The 16362-nt window shown below is 69.0% G+C and carries 11 protein-coding genes; 6 read left to right on the top strand and 5 right to left on the bottom strand.

Annotation, left to right across the window (positions count from 1 at the left end; genetic code table 11):
• Positions 1-31 precede the first annotated feature (31 nt).
• Entirely contained in the window at positions 32-874 is an 843-nt protein-coding gene (locus tag ACAV_RS05665) for a symmetrical bis(5'-nucleosyl)-tetraphosphatase (RefSeq protein WP_013593620.1), read from the bottom strand.
• A gap of 229 nt (positions 875-1103) precedes the next feature.
• Here ACAV_RS05665 and ACAV_RS05670 point away from each other — a divergent pair, with 229 nt between their 5' ends.
• From ACAV_RS05670 to ACAV_RS05690, 5 genes are all read left to right on the top strand, one after another.
• Complete coding sequence (locus tag ACAV_RS05670) at positions 1104-1403, top strand: H-NS histone family protein (RefSeq protein WP_013593621.1); 300 nt, start codon at positions 1104-1106, stop codon at positions 1401-1403.
• Between the two features lie 550 nt (positions 1404-1953).
• Complete coding sequence (locus tag ACAV_RS05675) at positions 1954-4845, top strand: aconitate hydratase (protein ID WP_013593622.1); 2892 nt, start codon at positions 1954-1956, stop codon at positions 4843-4845.
• Between the two features lie 113 nt (positions 4846-4958).
• A complete protein-coding gene (locus tag ACAV_RS05680; protein WP_013593623.1) occupies positions 4959-8321 on the top strand; it encodes an EAL domain-containing protein in 3363 nt (1120 codons plus the stop codon).
• A gap of 2 nt (positions 8322-8323) precedes the next feature.
• Positions 8324-10876: a putative bifunctional diguanylate cyclase/phosphodiesterase gene (locus ACAV_RS05685; protein ID WP_013593624.1), complete on the top strand. Its 2553-nt coding sequence runs from the start codon at positions 8324-8326 to the stop codon at positions 10874-10876.
• A 73-nt stretch (positions 10877-10949) separates the two neighbouring features.
• Positions 10950-12185: an FAD-dependent monooxygenase gene (locus tag ACAV_RS05690; RefSeq protein WP_013593625.1), complete on the top strand. Its 1236-nt coding sequence runs from the start codon at positions 10950-10952 to the stop codon at positions 12183-12185.
• 194 nt (positions 12186-12379) lie between these two features.
• On the opposite strand, the gene kynA is transcribed toward ACAV_RS05690, so the two are convergent.
• The 3 genes from kynA to kynB all read right to left on the bottom strand — a co-directional run bounded on the left by kynA (position 12380) and on the right by kynB (position 15333).
• Entirely contained in the window at positions 12380-13285 is a 906-nt protein-coding gene (gene kynA / locus ACAV_RS05695; protein ID WP_013593627.1) for a tryptophan 2,3-dioxygenase, read from the bottom strand.
• A gap of 23 nt (positions 13286-13308) precedes the next feature.
• On the bottom strand, positions 13309-14616 hold the full coding sequence (kynU, locus tag ACAV_RS05700) for a kynureninase (protein ID WP_013593628.1): 1308 nt from the start codon (positions 14614-14616) through the stop codon (positions 13309-13311).
• Positions 14617-14682: 66 nt separating this feature from the next.
• Entirely contained in the window at positions 14683-15333 is a 651-nt protein-coding gene (gene kynB, locus ACAV_RS05705) for an arylformamidase (protein ID WP_013593629.1), read from the bottom strand.
• A 135-nt stretch (positions 15334-15468) separates the two neighbouring features.
• On the opposite strand from kynB, the gene ACAV_RS05710 reads away from it, so the two are divergent.
• Entirely contained in the window at positions 15469-15939 is a 471-nt protein-coding gene (locus tag ACAV_RS05710) for an Lrp/AsnC family transcriptional regulator (RefSeq protein ID WP_013593630.1), read from the top strand.
• Here ACAV_RS05710 and ACAV_RS05715 read toward each other — a convergent pair.
• Complete coding sequence (locus ACAV_RS05715; RefSeq protein WP_013593631.1) at positions 15936-16262, bottom strand: YkgJ family cysteine cluster protein; 327 nt, start codon at positions 16260-16262, stop codon at positions 15936-15938. The genes ACAV_RS05710 and ACAV_RS05715 overlap by 4 nt on opposite strands.
• Positions 16263-16362: the final 100 nt, after the last annotated feature.

A 16362-nucleotide genomic window follows, 5' to 3' on the forward strand; every position in this document is an offset into this window, starting at 1 on the left:
GGCACGTCCGGGCCTCCGGCAGGCCCGGATCTCAGCCCGGTGCCTGCGCCTGCTCGCAGCGCACGCTGATGTGCTCGCGCTCCGCCAGCGTGGCGCCGAACCGCACGGCGCTGAGGCAGCCTCCCCAGACACAGCCCGTATCCAGTGCCAGCAGGTCCGGCCGGTTCATCCAGCCCAGCGTGGACCAATGGCCGAATGCCACCAGCGTGCCGCGCGTGCGCCTGCCGGGTGCATCGAACCACGGGACGAGGCCGTCCGGCGCGGCATCCGCCGCCTCGCTGCTGTCGAAATCCATGCGGCCGTCAGGCGTGCAGAAGCGCAGCCGCGTCAGCGCGTTCACGATGGCCCGCCAGCGTTCCATGCCGCAAAGCCCGTCGTTCCAGCGGTCCGGGGTATTGCCGTACATGGCCTGCAGGAATGCCGGCAGCGCATCCCCCTGCAGTTGCGCCTGCACTTCGGCGGCGTGCTCCAGCGCTGCGTCGGCCGTCCAGGAGGGCAGCACGCCTGCATGCACCATCAGCAGCCGCTCGCCTGCCAGCCGGTGTTCGCGGGCCAGGGGCTGGTGCCTCAGCCAATCCAGCAACGCATCCCGGTCGGGCGCCTGCAGCACCCCGGCGAGGGTGTCGCGCCGCGACGGCTTGCGGGCTCCGTGGGCGGCGGCCAGCAGATGCAGGTCATGGTTTCCCAGCAGGCAGCGCAGGCTGTCGCCGGCCCGCGTGCAGCGCCGCAGCACGTCCAGCGATTGCGGGCCCCGGTTCACGAGGTCTCCCAGAAGATAAACCATATCGCGACTGGGGGAAAAATCCACCGTGTCGAGCAGGCGCTGCAGTGCTGCGTCGCAGCCTTGAATATCGCCAATGCAGTAGAGAGCCATGGGGGTGGTGCCGCGGCGCGCGGCGGGTTTATGGAAGGGCGCTATTGTGATTCGGCTGCAAAGCCCTGGCAGGCTGCCAGGCCGTGCCCGGAGGGCGGGATTCGAGGAGTTTCCGCTTTCAAAGTTCCCGGGATGCGGCCCGTCGGGTTGGCTTTATGAATCTCCGTAAAGCCTGCACGTAATCGAAAATAGTTTCTATAATGCGGTTCTTGTTATCCACTCCACACGCATGACCGACATGAACACCAGCTACAAGGAACTGCTGAAGCAGCGCGAACAACTCGAGCAGCAAATCAACGAGGCACGCCGCCGCGAGTTGTCGGATGCGATCGCCCAGGTGCGTTCGCTCGTGTCCGAGTATGGCCTCAAGGCGGAAGACGTATTCCCGTCCGGCCGTGCCCGCAGCGCCAGCGCCGGTACGAAGGTGGCTCCGAAATACCGCAATCCCGCCACTGGCCAGACCTGGACGGGCCGCGGCAAGGCGCCCAAGTGGATTCAGAACGAAAATCGCGAACAGTTCGCCATTTGATGGCGCGATCCGGCTGGCACTTTCGCCCTGGCCATTGGGCCAGCCGGTCTTTCCTGTAGAGCTGACTCAACCCGCCTTTCGGCGGGTTTTTTATTGCCCGGGCCTGGTTTGCGTGCGGGCCGCGCATCCATTTCCGGCGGTGCCGGGGCGAAATGCCTGTGCCCCCGATTCCCCTGGCGGAAAAGCGTTCGTTGAATGCGTGCCGGATGCCGTTACTGCATGGAGATGGCGGGTGCTTTCCACGCGGGCAATGGCCGCGGTGCCCCGGATGGTTGCTGCGCCGCGATATGCGGGCAAGGCCGGTGGCACTCCGGCTTTATGTTCCATGTGGCCCTTACCACATTTTCTGCCGTGGTAATGCAGGAGTTTGGCGCTTTCCATGCCTGCGGATGATTCCGCGGGGGCGGCGGCAACCGCACTCCCGGCTGCGTGCCCGCTTCCCCGGACGCTGCCGGCGAACGCCGTGGCTGCAGGTCCTTCGCCCTACATTTGCATCGAAATCCCGGACTGCCAAAATGGGAGCGTCGCCCCATTAAAGGAGTAGTGCTACATGGCCTCGAAGTCCCCCGTGGTTCCGCGCCACGCTTTCGCATCCACTTTGCAGACATTCACGACCGCATCGGGTAAGAGCGGCCAGTTCTATTCCCTTCCCGCACTGGCGCGGAAGTACCCGTCCGTCAAGCGTCTGCCGGTTTCCATTCGCATCGTCCTGGAGTCCGTCCTCCGCAATTGCGATGGCCTGAAGGTGACGCCCGAGCATGTGGAGCAGCTTGCGAACTGGCAGCCCGTCGCCGACCGGAAGGACGAGATTCCCTTCATCGTGTCGCGCGTGGTGCTGCAGGATTTCACCGGCGTGCCCCTGCTGGCTGACTTGGCCGCGATGCGCAGCGTGGCGCAGCGCCTGGGCAGGAAACCCAAGAAGATCGAGCCGCTGGTGCCGGTCGATCTCGTGGTGGACCACTCCATCATGGTCGATTACTACGGCACGAAGAAGGCCCTGGACCTGAACATGAAGCTCGAATTCCAGCGCAACCGCGAGCGCTATGAATTCATGAAGTGGGGCATGCAGGCGTTCGACACCTTCGGGGTGGTGCCTCCGGGCTTCGGCATCGTCCACCAGGTGAACCTGGAATACCTGGCGCGCGGCGTGCACAAGCGCGCCGACGGCGTCCACTACCCCGACACCCTGGTCGGCACGGACAGCCACACCACCATGATCAACGGCATCGGCGTGGTCGCCTGGGGCGTGGGCGGCATCGAGGCCGAGGCGGCGATGCTCGGGCAGCCGGTGTACTTCCTCACGCCCGACGTGGTGGGCTTCGAGCTGACGGGCCAGTTGCGCGAGGGCGTGACGGCCACCGACCTGGTGCTGACGGTGACCGAGATCCTGCGCCGCCACAAGGTGGTGGGCAAGTTCGTGGAGTTCTTCGGCGAGGGCACGCGCACACTGGCGCTGCCGGACCGGGCGACCATCGGCAACATGGCACCCGAGTACGGTGCCACCATGGGCTTCTTCCCGGTGGACGAGAAGACCATCGACTACTTCAAGGGCACGGGCCGCACCAAGGCCGAGATCGAGGCCTTCGAGGCGTATTTCCGCGCCCAGGGCCTGTTCGGCGTGCCGCAGGCCGGCGAGATCGATTATTCGCAGGTGGTGCGCCTGGACCTGGGCGACGTCACTCCCAGCCTGGCCGGCCCGAAGCGGCCGCAGGACCGCATCGAGCTGGGCAAGGTGAAGGAGCAGTTCACCACGCTGTTCTCCCGGCCGGCTGCGGAGAGCGGCTTCAACCGGCCTGCGGAGTTGCTGCACACGCGCCACCACATCCACCGCGGCGAGGAGGACGTGTGCGAGGACGTACCCGCCGAGAAGGATGCACCTGCGGGCGGCCCTCGCTTCCTCGTGGAGATGGAGCACAACAAGCCCAAGCTCGCGGTCAAGCATGCCGATCCGTCCGTCCGCCTGCCGGCCAAGGGCAGCGATCCGACGATCGGCAACGGCGACGTGCTGATCGCCGCCATCACTAGCTGCACGAACACGTCGAACCCGAGCGTGCTGCTCGCGGCGGGCCTGCTGGCGAAGAAGGCGGTGGAGGCAGGCCTGAAGGTCCAGCCGCACATCAAGACCTCGCTGGCCCCCGGTTCGCGCATCGTCACGCAGTACCTGAGCGAAACCGGCCTGCTGCCCTATCTCGAGAAGCTGGGCTTCGCCGTGGCGGGCTATGGCTGCACGACCTGCATCGGCAACGCGGGTGACCTCGCGCCCGAGATCAACGATGCCATCACGGGCAGCGATCTCGTCTGCGCCGCCGTGCTTTCGGGCAACCGCAATTTCGAGGCGCGCATCCATCCCAACATCAAGGCCAATTTCCTCGCGAGCCCGCCCCTGGTGGTGGCCTATGCCATCGCCGGCACGGTGCTGCGCGACCTGATGACCGAGCCGGTGGGCAAGGGGCGCGGCGGGCGCGACGTGTACCTGGGCGATATCTGGCCCGGCAGCGACGAGGTGCACCAGCTCATGAAGCATGCGATGAACGGCAAGGCGTTCCGCGAGAACTACGGCAAGGTGAAGACCGATCCGGGAGCCCTCTGGGGCAAGATCCAGGGCGTGTCGGGCGACACCTACAACTGGCCCGCCAGCACCTACATCGCCGAGCCGCCGTTCTTCACGAACTTCGCGCTCGAGGCGACGGAGAGCGGCAATGCCGCGGTGCGGGGCGCGCGCATCATGGCGCTCTTCGGCGACTCGATCACCACCGACCACATCTCGCCCGCGGGGTCGATCAAGGAAACCTCGCCCGCCGGCCAGTGGCTGCTGCAGCATGGCGTGATGAAGCAGGACTTCAACAGTTACGGCGCGCGCCGCGGCAACCATGACGTGATGATGCGCGGCACGTTCGCCAATGTGCGCATCAAGAACCTCATGATCCCGCCGAAGGAGGACGGATCGCGGGAGGAGGGCGGGCTGACCATCTTCCAGAACGAGGGCTCCCACCAGGGCGCGAAGATGTTCATCTTCGACGCGGCGATGCAGTACATGGCGCAGGACACACCCACCGTGATCTTCGCCGGCGAGGAGTACGGCACCGGCTCCAGCCGCGACTGGGCGGCCAAGGGCACGCAGCTGCTGGGCATCAAGGCAGTGGTCGCGCGCAGCTTCGAGCGCATCCACCGTTCCAACCTCGTGGGCATGGGCGTGCTGCCGCTGCAGTTCCGGGGCTCGGACTCCTGGGAGTCCCTTGGACTGCGGGGCGACGAGACCATCGACGTGGTGCCGGATCCGGCGCTCACGCCGCAGAGCGATGCGCAGCTCGTGATCCGCCGCGCCGACGGCTCCCGGAAGGAGGTGACGGTGACGCTGCGCATCGATACGCCCATCGAGGTGGACTACTACCGGGCCGGGGGTATCCTGCCCTACGTGCTGCGCCAGTTGCTGACCGCCTGACGAGCGCGCTGCCGGGCGGACCGGCGGTACCCGGCCGCCCGGCGGGATCGATACACTTGTGACGATATGTTCAAGCCATAAATCCGTCACAGCCGGCCACTTCGACCCTTTCCATGCGCCTGTTCCGCCCGCCGTCTGCCGGCTCCTTCCGCCGCACCTTGTTTTCCGAAAGCCCGGCGGTCACCGCCGTGCTGGTGGTGGCTGGCATGGCGGCGATGTTCTCCCCGGTCATGCAACTGCTGGGCACGGGGCTGGACGGCCCCCATGGCGTCGAGCAGTTCCTGGACATGGTGGCGGTGCTGATCGGCGTGCTGGCCGTTTCGGTGTCGCTGCACATGCTGGACGAGAGCGCGCAGGGCCGCGCCAACATCCTGGTGGTGGGCCTGGCGACCGCTGCCGTCTGCAATTTCTTCCACGGGGTCCTGTCGCACCAGCCACTCGGGGTGGGCCAGGACGCGCAGGTGGCGGTTTCGCACTATTTCTCCCTCTGGGGCCACGGCGTGGAGTCGGTGACGCTGCTCCTGTTCGCGCTGCGCGCTTCGGCCGCAGGTCCCGGCATGGCCTGGGCCCTGGTGTCGGCCCTGCTGTCCCTGGCCATCGTCTGGACGGCCACGATGGACGGCCCCCGCGACTGGCTGGTCGCTTCGGGCCATGCGCCGATGCGTGTCGCCGCGCTGGTGTCCGGCGCGTTCATGGTCCTGTCCGCCTGCCTGTTCTATGGAATGCGCCAGCGCCGCACGGACGCGGCGGTGGCGCGCCATGGCCGGCGCCGCACCATGGCCGCTGCCGCGGTGGCGATGGCGACGGCGCAGTTCCTGATGGCGCTGCCGCCGGAGCGGTTCCATTGGGCCCGGATGCTGGCGCACGCCCTGCACGTGGTGGGCTATGCCCTGCTGTTCCAGGCGGTGTTCATCGCCGGTGTCCGCATGCCCTATGCCCGGCTGCGGGAAGCGGAGTCCCGCCTGCGCGAAAGCGAGTCGCGCCTGCAGCTGCTCGGCCGCAACCTGCCCGACAGCGTGCTCTACCAGATGGTCCGCGAGCCCGACGGCCGTCGCCGGTTCGTTCACATGGGCGAAGCGCTGGAGCGGCTCGTGGGGGTGAGCGCCGCCGACGTCATGGAGGACGCGCAGCGCCTGTTCGACCGCATCGATCCCGAAGACCGGGCGGCCCAGGCCGAGGCGGATGAAGTCTCCTACCGCACGATGGGCGTGGGGGAGTCGGTGGTGCGGATGCGGCGCATGGACGGCGCGCCGCGGTGGATACGGCTGAGTTCCTCGCCACGGTTGCTGAAGGGTGGCAGCGGCCGGGTCATCTGGGACGGCGTCCTCACCGACGTGACGGAGCAGCGGGAGGCGCAGGATCTGAGCCGGGCGCACGAAATCCAGCTCGCCAGCCTGCTGGGCCGCATGCCGGGGGGCATCTCCCGGCTCGACCGCGACCTGCGCATCCTCTACGTGAACCCGTCGCAAGCCCAGTGGCTGCGGCGCACGCCGCAGGAACTGGAGGGGCGACGCGCTTCCGAAGTCCTGTCCGCGGAGCTCGTGCAGTCCCTGCACCCGCACATGCTGCAGGCCCTGCAGGGGCGGCCGGTGGTGTTCGACTACCGTTCGCCCTTCAGGGGGGAAGGCCCGGAGTTCTTCCACACCACCATCATTCCCGAGACCGGGCCGGACGGGCGGGTCGTGGCGATCATGGTGTTCGCCGTCGATGTGACGGAGCAGAAGCACCTGGCGCTGGAACTCAGCCAGCAGCGCTCCCGGCTCGCGAGCCTCGTCAACGCCATCCCGGACGTGGTGTTCCTCAAGGATGCGTCCGGGCGCTACCTGTCCTGCAACCCGGTCTTCGAGCGCTACCTGGGACGGCGCGAGCGCGACATCGTCGGCCTGGGCGACGAGGAACTGATGACCCCCATCGAAGCCGCCCGCGTGCGCCAGCTCGACGAGCGGGCGATGGCCGCCTGGCAGCCCGTGGTGTACGAAGAAACGCTCACCTTCGCCGAAGACGGCTATGCCGGCTACTTCGAGACCATCAAGACCCCGATCCGCGACATGCACGGGCACGTCACGGGGCTGCTCAGCGTGAGCCGCGACATCACCGACCGCAAGAAGGCGGAGCAACAGATCGAACTGCTGGCCTTCTTCGATGCCCTGACCGGGCTGCCGAACCGGCGCCTGCTGCTGGACCGCCTGCAGCGGGCCGGTGCCGCGTGCCAGCGCAACGAGAAGCTGGGCGCGCTGCTGTTCATCGACCTGGACAATTTCAAGGACCTCAACGACACCCTCGGCCACGACATGGGGGACCGCCTGCTCGTGCAGGTGGCGCAGCGGCTACAGGAGTGCGTGCGCACCTCCGATACCGTGGCCCGGTTCGGGGGCGACGAATTCGTGGTCATGCTCGAAGGCCTGGATGCCGACACCGCGCAGGCGGCGCTGCAGGCCGAACAGGTGGCGGAGAAGCTGCTGGCCCAGCTCAACCGGCCTTTCGAGATGGGGGCGCAGCAGCACTACAGCACGCCCAGCATCGGCATCACCCTCTTCGGCGACCAGCGGCGCAGCGTGGACGAGCTGCTCAAGCGCGCCGATCTCGCCATGTACCAGGCCAAGGCGGCCGGGCGGAACACCCAGCGGTTCTTCGATCCGGACATGCAGGCCCAGGTGACGGCGCGCTCGCAACTGGAGTCGGATCTTCGCCAGGGCATCGCGCGGCAGGAACTCACCGTGCACCTGCAGCCCATCGTGGACGGCAGCACGCGCCTGTGCGGCGCGGAAGCGCTGGTGCGCTGGCGGCATCCCGTGAAGGGCCTGGTGAGCCCGGCCGACTTCATCCCGCTCGCCGAGGAGACCGGCCTCATCCTTCCGCTCGGCCGGCAGGTGCTGCAGACCGCGTGCGAGCAGCTCGTGCGCTGGGCTGCCCATCCCGCCACGGCCGCTTTCACCATCGCGGTGAACGTGAGCGCGCGGCAGTTCCGCCAGCCCGATTTCGTGGCGGAAGTGCTGGGAACGCTCGCGGCCACCGGGGCCAATCCGCAGCGGCTCAAGCTCGAGCTCACCGAAAGCCTGCTGCTGGGCGACGTGGAAGACACGATCGGCCGCATGGCGCAGCTCAAGCGGGTCGGCGTGGGCTTCGCGCTGGACGATTTCGGTACCGGGTACTCGTCGCTGAGCTACCTCAAGCGCCTGCCCCTGGACCTGGTCAAGATCGACCAGAGCTTCGTGCGCGATGTGCTCACCGACCCCAACGATGCAGCCATCGTCCGCACCATCCTGGCGCTGGCCAAGAGCCTCGACCTGCAGGTCGTTGCAGAAGGCGTGGAAACCGCGGGCCAGCTGAGCTTCCTCAAGCTGCACGGCTGCGAAGGCTTCCAGGGCTACCTGTTCGGCAGGCCGGTGCCGATGGAGACCTTCGAGCGCGAGCACGACCTTCCCGTTCCAGCAGAGCCTGCCGCGGCCCGCGGAACCGCCGGCGCGGTGCTCTGAACATGCGCATCGGGTGGATCGATTCCGCCGCGGACGGCGAGAGTTCCGCGGCAGCAGCGTCCCTGGCATCGGAGGGCGGGCACTGGGGGCATGCGTGGGACGTGTTCCCGATGTCCTGGATGGCGATGCGCGACGGCCCCGGTCCGGGCGCCGGGTTCGACGCGGTGGTGCTGGTGCCGCCCCCGCACGCGGTGACGTTGCCCGCCTGGTCCGTACAGCCCGGCCGGCGACTGCCGCTGCTGCTGTATCTCGATGCACAGCCCCAGCAGGAGGCCCTGGCGGCCAGGGCGCTGCGCGCCGGCCCTGGAGACTATGTCCTGCGCTCGGGCCCGGGTGACGGCACGGTGCGCGACCTGGCCCTGCGGCTTTCGGCCCTGCTGGCTGCCTGCGAGCGGGGCGGCATCGACGGTATGCGGCAGGGCGTGGCCCGGCCGGAGGGGGACGGTGCCGCCAGCCCGCCCGGCCATGCCGCGCCGCCGGAAATGCTGCGCACGGCGCTCGACCACATGGCGTCCGGCCTGCTCATCCTCGGGGCGGACCGCCGCGTGCGCTTCTATAACGACCGCCTGCCCGGGATACTCGATCTTCCGCGCCCCCTGCTCGATTCCGCCCCCACCCTGGCGGAACTCAAGCAATGGCAGGAACGGCGCGGCGATTTCGGTCCGGGCTTCGAGCGGGTGGACGAACGGGGGCGGCCGTACATGGAGAGCGGCGACGCCCTTCCGCCCCCCGGCGTCTATTGGCGCAAGACACCCGACGGCCGCATGCTCGAGGTCTTCACTGCGCCCCTGCCGGGCGGGGAGTGGCTGCGCACCTTTTCCGACGTGACCCCGCACATGCTCCTGCAGTCGGAACTGCGTCTCAGCGAGGCGCGGTTCCGCAGTCTGTGCGACCTGTCGTCCGACTGGTACTGGGAGCAGGATGCCGAGCACCGTTTCGTCCACGTCAACCAGGGCATCAAGGGCCTGGGCATTTCTGAAGACGAGGTGGTCGGCCGGACGCGGTGGGAACTGGGCGCGAACAATCTCTCCGCGCAGGACTGGATCGAGCACCGGCGCCTCCTGGCGGCGCGCCAGCCGTTCCGGGATCTGGAACTGCAGCGTACCGCGGCCGACGGTCGCATTTACTGGGTGTCCGTGAGCGGGATTCCGGTCTTCAGCGCGGACGGCGCCTTCCTGGGCTACCGCGGCGTCGGCCGGGACATCACCGAGCGCAAGCGCGTGGACGCGGAGATCGAACGCCTGGCATTCTTTGACCCGCTGACCGGCCTGCCCAACCGGCGCCTGCTCACCGACCGCCTGCACCGGGCCATCGGCACGGCGGCGCAAGAGCACAGCCATGGCGCGCTGCTCTTCCTCGACCTGGACAACTTCAAGGACCTCAACGATACGCTCGGGCACGACATGGGCGACCGCCTGCTCGTGCAGGCGGCGCAGCGCCTGCTCGCCTGCGTCGGTGCCGGCGATACGGTGAGCCGGTTCGGCGGCGACGAGTTCGTGGTGCTGGCGGAAGGCCTGCCGGGCGACATGCACCGGGCCCGCGCCGATGCGGCCGTGCTGGCCAACCGGATCACGGCGGCGCTGGGCAGGCCCTACGCGGTCGGGGGGATGGGATACCACCACAGCACGCCCAGCATCGGGCTGGCGCTGTTCGGCGGCGGCACGGGGGATGCGGCCGGCGTGGACGACCTGCTCAAGCATGCCGATCTCGCCATGTACCAGTCCAAGGCCGCGGGGCGCAACACGATCCGCTTTTTCGATCCCTCGATGCTGCAGGCGGTGCTCGCGCGCGCGGCACTCGAGTCGGAATTGCGGCACGCCCTCGAATCGGACGAACTCCTGCTGCACTACCAGCCCCTGGTCAACGGCGACGGCAGCATGCTGGGCGCGGAGGCGCTGGTGCGCTGGCGCCACCCCCAGCGCGGCCTGGTGATGCCCGGTGATTTCATCCCGGCGGCGGAGCAGGGTGGGCTGATCGTCCCGCTGGGGCAGTGGGTCCTGGAGCGGGCCTGTGCCCAGTTGGTGGCATGGAGCCGGAACGCCGCCACGGCACAGCTCGTGCTCGCGGTGAACGTGAGCGTGCGCCAGTTCCGCCAGCCCGACTTCGTGGACCAGTTGCTGCAGACGCTGCGCCGCAGCGGAGCGCAGCCGCGGCTGCTCAAGATCGAGCTCACCGAAAGCCTGCTCATGGCGGACGTGGAGGAGGTGATCGCGCGCATGGAGCAACTGCGGGCGCACGGGGTGGGCTTCGCCATCGACGACTTCGGCACGGGCTACTCGTCGCTCGCCTACCTCAAGCGGCTGCCGCTGGACCAGCTCAAGATCGACCAGAGCTTCGTGCGCGACGTGCTGACCGACCCCAATGACGCCGCCATCGTGCGCACCATCCTCGCGCTGGCCCGCAGCCTCGATCTGGACGTGGTCGCCGAAGGGGTGGAGACCACGGGCCAGCTGAAATTCCTGCAGCGCCACGGGTGCAAGGCATTCCAGGGCCACCTCTTCGGGCGGCCGGCGCCAGCCGCCGTGCTGGAGCGGGCGCTGCGTCCGGCCCTCTGAAACGCCGCCCGGGCAGGGCCTGGCTTTGACCTGCCTCGACCCGGGGGCGCGGGGCAGCCCGCACAATCGGCCCATGCAACATACACGACAGACCGTGCTTCTGGTCGCGGGCGGCGGCATCGGAGGCCTGTCCGCGGCCCTGGCGGGCTCGCGCGCGGGCTGGTCCGTGGACCTGTACGAGCGCGCGCCCGTTTTCAGCGAAGTGGGGGCGGGCGTTCAGCTCGGGCCGAATGCGGTGAGGCTGCTGCATGCGTGGGGGCTCGAGGCCGCTTTGCAGGCCGTCGCCGCGTATCCCGACAGGCTGCAGGTGCGCAGCGCGCTGGACGGCCGGGTGCTGGCGGCCATGCCGCTGGGCACGGCCATCGCGTCCCGCTACGGAGCCCCCTACGTGGCCATCCACCGCGCAGACCTGCATGGCCTGCTGCTGGAGGCCGTGCGCGGACGGCCCGGCGTCGAACTGCACCTCGGCGAGACCATCGCCGACCACGGGGAGCATGCGGCGGGAATCATGGTGCGCACGGTGGCGGGGCACCCGGTGCAGGGGGCCGCCTTCGTCGGCGCCGATGGATTGCGCAGCGCCACGCGCGCCCGGCTGCTGGGCGCGGAGACCGCACGGATATCCGGCCATCTGGCCTACCGGACGGTGGTGCCCCAGCAGGCGTTGCCCGAGCGCCTGCGCACCACGCAGGTCACGGCCTGGCTGGGGCCGGGCCTGCATGTGGTCCAGTACCCGGTGCGCCGTGGCGAGCTCATGAATATCGTCGCCATCCGCCATGGACGGGCGCCGGAGGACCTCGACCACTGGGACCACGCCGGCAACGCGGGGGACCTGGAAGGGGCGCTGCGCCCCACCTGCTCGGCGCTGCAGGACCTTGTGCGCGCGGTGCCGCAGGCGGGTGGCGGCTGGCGCCTCTGGCCGCTGTCCGACCGGCCCCCGCTGTCCGGACCGCACGAGATGGCGCGCGGCAGGGTGGCCCTGCTGGGCGATGCCGCCCACCCGATGCGGCCCTATCTGGCCCAGGGCGCCGGCATGGCGATCGAGGACGCCGCCGCGCTCGGGCTCGCCCTGTCCGGCGGCGGCGATGTGCCGGGCCGCCTGGCGCGCTATGCGGCCGCGCGGTGGCAACGCAACGCGCGCGTGCAGTCCAGGGCCGAGCGCAACGGCAGGATCTTCCATGCCAGGGGCCCCCTGCGCTGGGCCCGTGACGCCTCCCTGCGCCTGCTCGGGGCACGCCTGCTCGACCAGCCCTGGCTCTACCGGGGCGAGGCCGCGGAAGCGATGGCCGCAGGTCCCGGCAGCAGCCGGTAGGCGAGCGCGCCTGCGGCGAGCAGCCCGGCGATGGTGCACAGCACTGCCGTCATGGAGGCCGCGCGCCCTGTCACCCACTGCACCAGTGCCACGCCGCGAGCGGCCGTGTGCCTGCGCGGTCCCATGCCTGCGCCTGGCCGGCCCCGGGGCGAACTCCCCGCTCTGGCAATGCGCCTGAGACGACTCCGGGGGAGTCAGAGACTCGTGCGCAGCTTCCAGATCTCCGGAAACAGCACCACATCCAGCATGCGCCGCAGGTAGCTCACGCCGCCCGTGCCGCCAGTGCCCCGCTTGAAGCCGATCACGCGCTCCACCGTGGTCACGTGGCGGAATCGCCAGAGGCGGAAGGCGTCTTCCAGGTCCGTGAGCTTCTCGCCCAGCTGGTACAGGTCCCAGTAGCGCTGCGTATCGCGATAGACGGCGAGCCACGCGCCCTCCACGGCATCGTTCTCTGCATAGGGCTGCGTCCAGTCGCGGTCCGTGTGGCTCGCCGGCACGGGAATGCCCCGGCGGGCCAGCAGGCGCAGTGCCTCGTCGTAGAGCGAGGGTGCTTCATAGGCGGCCTGCACCTGCGCGAGCAGATCCGGCCGGTGCGCGTGCGGCTTGAGCATCGCCGCGTTCTTGTTGCCCAGGGAGAACTCGATGCAGCGGTACTGGTAGCTCTGGAAGCCGCTCGACTGCGCGAGGTAGGGCCGGATGGCGCTGTACTCGGGCGGCGTCATCGTGGCCAGCACGTCCCAGGCATGGACCAGTTGTTCCATGATCTTGGACACGCGCGCGAGCATCTTGAAGGCGGGCGGCAGGTCATCGCGCGCCACATGGTCGATCGCGGCGCGCAGCTCGTGCAGCATGAGCTTCATCCACAGCTCGCTGGTCTGGTGCTGCACGATGAAGAGCATTTCATTGTGGTTGGGCGAGAGCGGCTTCTGCGCATTCAGGATCGCGTCGAGCTGCAGGTAGTCGCCATAGCTCATGTCGCGGCTGAAATCGAGCTGCGCGCGCTCCTCGTGCACGATGGCTTCGGGCTGGGACGCGTGCGCGGAAGGGGTGGAGGCCGCGGACGGAGGCGCGCTGGATGCTTGCGTGGCGTGGGGGCACATGGTGCGATGTCTCCTGCCGGCCTTCAGGTCACGGCGTGTTGCTGGTTGAACTCGGGCCGGCGCCACTCGCCGCCGTCCAGGACGGCGCGCAGGTGCTCCACGGCATTCCACACGTCCTCGAAGCCGAGGTAGAGCGGGGTGAGGCCGAAGCGCAGGATGTCCTTGTGCGGCCCCTGGCCGCCATCGCCCTTGCGGAAGTCGCCGATCACGCCGCGCGCGATCAACGCCTGCACGATGGCATAGGCGCCGCTGCCCTGGCCGTCCACGCCCTGGCCCTCGTCGCGCGTCAGGCACACCTGCGAGCCGCGCCGCGCATGCTCGCGGGGCGTCGCCAGGCCCAGGCCGTGGCCTGCGCAGCGCTCTTCCACCAGGCGGATGAACAGGTCCGTCAGCGCGAGCGATTTCGCGCGCAGCGCCTGCATTCCGCCCAGCGGCTGCGCGGCGGTGAACACGTCCAGCCCGCATTGCAGTGCCGAGAGGCTGATGATGGGCTGGGTGCCGCACAGGTAGCGGGAGATGCCGGGGGCCGGCTGGTAGTCCGGCGTGAACGCGAACGGCGCTGCGTGGCCCCACCAGCCCGACAGCGGCTGCCAGAAACGGTCGGCATGGCGAGGATGCACCCAGACGAACGCCGGGGCGCCGGGACCGCCATTGAGGTATTTGTAGCCGCAGCCGATCGAGAAGTCCGCGCCCGCGCCGCGCAGGTCCACCGGCACCGCACCGGCACTGTGCGCGAGGTCCCACACGCAGAGGATGCCCTGCGCATGCGCCGCGGCGGTGACGGCCGCCATGTCGTGCATCGCGCCCGTGCGGTAATTGACGTGCGTGAGCATCAGCACCGCCACGTCGCCGGTGAGCGCGGCAGGAATCTCTTCGGGTTCCACCAGCACCAGCTCCAGGCCGCGCTCGCGGCACAGGCCTTCGGCGATGTAGAGATCGGTGGGAAAGTTGCTGCGCTCGCTCACGATGCGGCGGCGCGCGGGCGCATCCTCGCGTGCGATGTTCAGCGCGGCGCTCAGCACCTTGTAGAGGTTGATGGAGGTGCTGTCCGTGCAGACGACTTCGCCCGCCCCGGCACCGATCAGCGGCGCGAGCTGGTTGCCCAGGCGCTGCGGCAGGTCGAACCAGCTGGCGCTGTTCCATGAGCGGATCAGGTCGGTGCCCCATTCCTGCGCCACCACCTCGGCGATGCGCGCGGGGGCGGCCTTCGGCAGCACGCCCAGGGAGTTGCCATCCAGGTAGATCACCCCGTCGGGCAGCTGGAAATGGCCGCGCAGGGGGCGCAGCGGGTCGTGCGCATCCAGGGCGCGGCAATCGTCGAGTGTCGTCATGGTGAGGGAAGGGCCAGGAAAGGGTCGGAAGCGGATCGGAATGGATGGATACGGCGACAGCCTGCGTCAGGCCAGCGCCCGCAGCACGGCGCGCACGGGCGAGGCGTCCGCGGTGGAGAGCTTCAGGGGCAGGGCGATGAGTTCGTAGTCGCCCTCCGGAACTGCATCGAGCACGAGGTTCTCCAGCACCCGCAGCCCGCGCCGGCGGATCACCTGGTGGCTGTCCAGCGACTTGCTGTCGGCGGGATCGATGCTGGCGGTGTCGATGCCCACCAGGACCACGCCCAGGTCGGCCAGGCGCTCGATGGTGTCCGGGGCGTAGGCGGCCAGCGCGGCATCCCAGCGGTCCACCGGCATGCGTTCATAGGTACGAACGAGCACGCGCTGCGGCAGGGCGGGCCGGTCGGCACCCAACGCGTGGGCGATGTGCTCCCATGCGACCAGCGGGCCCTTGCCGATCGCGTGGATCACGCGGCAGGGGCCGATGAAGGCGTCCAGGGATACGTCGCCGATCGACGCGCCCTGCGGGTCGTAGTGCAGGGGTGCATCGGCATGCGTGCCCACGTGGGGCGACATCGTCACCGCGCTCACGTTGACCGGGCACTGCGGCCCGATGGTGGCGCACCACTGCTGCGCATAGGCCGTGTCGCCGGGAAACACCGGACTGCCGGCATGCACCGGCGCGGAAATATCCCAAAGAGAGCGGGGCGTGGTCATGGGGGAGGGTCCTTGCGGCGGCAACGCCGCCAACGCGCGCATCCTAGGCAACCCGTACCTGCGTGGTGTCGTTTAATCCCTACATGCCGGAAAATTGGAAAATCCTTCCCATTTCGGTGCTCTGAGGGAATATTTATGCAAACCGAGCTGGATCGCACGGACCGGCAGCTGCTCTCGGCCCTGCAGGACAACGCCCGCCTCACCTCCGGCGAACTGGCCCAGATGGCCCATCTCTCGCAATCCCCGTGCTGGCGCCGCGTGAAGCGCCTCGAAGAAGACGGCGTGATCGCGGGCTACCACGCCTCCCTCAACCGGCGCGCGCTCGGCCTGGGGGTGATGGTGTTCGTGATGATCGGCATCGACCACCAGACCGAAGCATCGTCCCTGCCTTTCGAGGAGGCGGTGTGCGCCATTCCGGAGGTGGTCATGTTCCATGGCATCTCCGGACCGGAGGATTTCATGCTGGTGGTCGTCACCCGCGACCTGGACGCCTATTCCGAACTGCTGCAGAACCGCCTGCACCGCCTGCCCGGCGTGCGCCGGGTGCACAGCTACTTCTCGCTGCAGGAATTCAAGGGGCGCATCGGCGACCTGCCCGTGCCCTAAAGGACGAAGCCTTCCGGAAGCGGCACCATGCCATGGCGCCGCCGGGCCTGCGCGCAGGCGCCACTGCCCGCCTCGAACTCTCGGCAGGGCGAGGGGCGCCATTCATAGATGCCGCACGCGGCTCGCGTGCCCACCTGTCCGGACAAAGCGGCGCAGCGCGGTGCAGCGTGGTCGGTGCCGCGCATGCGGCGCAGGCCGGCATTCACTTCGACCACGAGTCCGGCAGGAACGCAGCCGCCTTCCTCCTGCGACTCGTACACCGAGAAATCGACGCGGAAACTCGCGCAGCATGCACCGCACGTCAGGCAGGGGTGGAGACTCATGGCGGGGCGATTGTGCCCCGTCTCGCCCGCATGCCGCGCGGTGCATGGCGCGGGCAGCGCCGGAGCGAGAGAAAATCACGGCCGTGCGAGAACCTTTGTG

The organism is Paracidovorax avenae ATCC 19860 (assembly GCF_000176855.2).
Classification (GTDB): Bacteria; Pseudomonadota; Gammaproteobacteria; order Burkholderiales; family Burkholderiaceae_C; genus Paracidovorax; species Paracidovorax avenae.

Excerpts from the sequence above, each read along its gene's own strand:
- kynB (WP_013593629.1), bottom strand. The coding sequence starts at position 15,333 with ATGACCACGCCCCGCTCTCTTTGGGATATTTCCGCGCCGGTGCATGCC.
- ACAV_RS05690 (WP_013593625.1), top strand. The coding sequence starts at position 10,950 with ATGCAACATACACGACAGACCGTGCTTCTGGTCGCGGGCGGCGGCATC.
- ACAV_RS05680 (WP_013593623.1), top strand. The coding sequence starts at position 4,959 with ATGCGCCTGTTCCGCCCGCCGTCTGCCGGCTCCTTCCGCCGCACCTTG.
- ACAV_RS05715 (WP_013593631.1), bottom strand. The coding sequence starts at position 16,262 with ATGAGTCTCCACCCCTGCCTGACGTGCGGTGCATGCTGCGCGAGTTTC.
- ACAV_RS05685 (WP_013593624.1), top strand. The coding sequence starts at position 8,324 with ATGCGCATCGGGTGGATCGATTCCGCCGCGGACGGCGAGAGTTCCGCG.
- ACAV_RS05670 (WP_013593621.1), top strand. The coding sequence starts at position 1,104 with ATGACCGACATGAACACCAGCTACAAGGAACTGCTGAAGCAGCGCGAA.
- ACAV_RS05675 (WP_013593622.1), top strand. The coding sequence starts at position 1,954 with ATGGCCTCGAAGTCCCCCGTGGTTCCGCGCCACGCTTTCGCATCCACT.
- ACAV_RS05710 (WP_013593630.1), top strand. The coding sequence starts at position 15,469 with ATGCAAACCGAGCTGGATCGCACGGACCGGCAGCTGCTCTCGGCCCTG.
- kynU (WP_013593628.1), bottom strand. The coding sequence starts at position 14,616 with ATGACGACACTCGACGATTGCCGCGCCCTGGATGCGCACGACCCGCTG.
- kynA (WP_013593627.1), bottom strand. The coding sequence starts at position 13,285 with ATGTGCCCCCACGCCACGCAAGCATCCAGCGCGCCTCCGTCCGCGGCC.
- ACAV_RS05665 (WP_013593620.1), bottom strand. The coding sequence starts at position 874 with ATGGCTCTCTACTGCATTGGCGATATTCAAGGCTGCGACGCAGCACTG.